Origin of the sequence: Clostridium sardiniense (assembly GCF_019753795.1) — a bacterium.
Lineage (GTDB): Bacteria > Bacillota > Clostridia > Clostridiales > Clostridiaceae > Clostridium > Clostridium sardiniense.
In genome coordinates this window covers 1-2,317 of sequence record NZ_JAIKTU010000036.1, presented here as the reverse complement: position 1 = coordinate 2,317, position 2,317 = coordinate 1, and the positions used below count along the sequence as shown (strand labels likewise).

Annotated in this window: 4 protein-coding genes; all 4 read right to left on the bottom strand. The window is 27.8% G+C overall.

Annotated elements, in window-relative coordinates:
- Window positions 1-233 (bottom strand): tyrosine-type recombinase/integrase (locus tag K5V21_RS18970; protein WP_308119154.1); only part of this gene is annotated, 233 nt, incomplete at its 3' end.
- Between the two features lie 258 nt (window positions 234-491).
- Window positions 492-968, bottom strand: a complete 477-nt coding sequence (locus tag K5V21_RS18965; RefSeq protein WP_221862655.1) for a hypothetical protein — start codon at window positions 966-968, stop codon at window positions 492-494.
- 12 nt (window positions 969-980) lie between these two features.
- Window positions 981-1,892, bottom strand: a complete 912-nt coding sequence (locus K5V21_RS18960) for a hypothetical protein (protein ID WP_221862653.1) — start codon at window positions 1,890-1,892, stop codon at window positions 981-983.
- A 168-nt stretch (window positions 1,893-2,060) separates the two neighbouring features.
- Window positions 2,061-2,317, bottom strand: a 257-nt coding sequence (locus K5V21_RS18955) for an RNA-guided endonuclease TnpB family protein (RefSeq protein ID WP_221862633.1), incomplete at its 5' end; no start/stop codon positions are given.

Here is a 2,317-nt window from a genome sequence, read left to right as displayed (position 1 = left end):
TTATATAATTCATTGACATCATCTTGTTGTATTCCTAAATATCTTTTAGTAATAGATAAATTACTATGATTAAGTGTTTCCATTATTAATGCTGGATTAAATCCCTTTTTCCAAGCAAAATATCCCCGTGTTTTTCTAAGTGAATAGGTTCCTATATTTTCACTTACTCCTACTGACATGGATGCATCTTTTAAAATGTTAAAAGCTTGCTGTCTTGATAACCCTAAATAAATACTTTCTAAAAATTATAGTCAATGATGGAGAAACTCTATTACAACTCTTAAAATCAATTATATATACCAACACATCTATATATAAGTCACCATCTCGTGAAACAAGCCCTCATCATAGAAAATCTCATCTTAGTGGCTCGAGGCTATTTTTTATTTTGTCACTCAAAAAGAGTTCTAAAAAAATTTTAGAACTCTTTTTTTATTAAATCCATTTTTACAATATCTTCACATCAATTTAAATTATTGTATATAAAAATATTAAATTTCTTCTTTTAAAAGTTTTCTTATATATTCATTTGGAGGATATGCAAAATTACTTTCTATTTTTTTTAAATTATTTACATCATTTCCAGACAGACTATATTGTAAACTATACAAATCTCTTTGATTAAACTTAGGAATTTTAGGACTATACCTACAAGAATATTGTATTTCACAATCTTTAACTTTTACATTTTTATAATCTTTACCCTCTTTCCTTAATTTTTCTTTCCATATTTCAAAATCTTTTTTTGTTGTGAAACTTTTTATATAACTATTATTAGAAGCTCCTAAATATCCACTTTCTTCTGTTGGCTCAATTACTAAAATTTCGCTTAAAGGAATATCAGCTTTTTCAGTAATAAATTTATCTATTTTTTTATCTGCATCTATTTTTTTTAAGTACCCTTTACCTACAAAAAAAACTATAACCCCAAATATAATAATAAAAATTATTATTATCTTTTTTTTCATATTTTCTTCCTCCTAATACGTTCCAACTTTATAAGGTGCATATTTTCCTGTAAATACATTTGGTAATGCATTTGGTAATATCCAAGATAGATTTACCATATTAGGTTGTATAACAACTTCACTACCACTTCCCCAATAATATGATTGAAAAACTAATTTTGAACAATAATTAGGATTTTTAGTTGTTAATCTTGATGTAATTCTATAATCAATATATCTATTTTTAGGATATCCTCCTGTAGAATTCCAAAAAGTTCTATCAGCATAATTAGCACATTTATTAGCCATATTTCTATCTGGTACACGCCATATCTGTATCCAACTATCAATATTTTTTGCAGGTTTTGCTCCTTGCTCTCTAAGTCCCCATAACCAATTATGTTTGCTAAATTGATTATTATTATTACTTATTCCTGATAAAAACCAACCAACTGGATTAAAATCAGGGTCACCGGTCATTTCCAATATATAATTATCTGTTGTTGCTATGGCAGCATGTCCAGGATTCCCACTAACTATTATTATATCTCCTTTTCTCAAATCACGTTTAAATTTTTCTGCATTCCCACTTTGACTACGTAACATATTGCTTAGTTTCTTTTCACTTGGAGCATGACCTTCTCCATCTGGAAAAGCTCCAAAATTTAATACTTGATCAAACCAATCATTATAATTTAACCCCTGTCCAACTGTATTTTTCATTTCATGATATGTATTAATTCCTAATTTATAATTTTCTTCAAAAGCATTAAAAGTATATTTATTTGGATTAACTTTTCCCTTACTAACTCCATCATCATAAACTTTTTTAATAGTATTTATATCTGTATTTATGTTATCTGCAAAAGTAGTAATACCATTAAACAATAAAGCAAAACTTAGAATTAAAGTTAGTAAACTTAATTTTTTTATAAAATTCTTCATATTAAGTCCCCCTTAATTTAATATTCAATTACTGTGTATATTTTCTAATATTCGTTTAATTGTGAACTACTCGCCACTTATAGAAATGGGAGCTTCTTGGTCAATATAACTAATGTTACAAGTTTACCCAATCTTATAGGGTAGTTCCTACCCCAATATGATACCTTACTAGGCTATCAATTTTTCTAGGTTCTTACTAGCATTTAAGTCTCTATCGTGTTTTGCTCCGCAGTTCGGACAAATCCAATTTCTAAGTGCTAGATTTTTCACATCGCTATTTTTATAGCCACAACAAGAGCATAGTTGAGAACTTGCATAATTGCTAGGAGCAACTACTATATTCCTCCCATACCATTCAGCTTTATATTCAAGCATAACTCTAAATTCATACCAACTCGCTTCTGATATTACTCTTGCTAGTTTAT

Excerpts from the sequence above, each read along its gene's own strand:
- K5V21_RS18960 (WP_221862653.1), bottom strand. The coding sequence starts at position 1,892 with ATGAAGAATTTTATAAAAAAATTAAGTTTACTAACTTTAATTCTAAGT.
- K5V21_RS18965 (WP_221862655.1), bottom strand. The coding sequence starts at position 968 with ATGAAAAAAAAGATAATAATAATTTTTATTATTATATTTGGGGTTATA.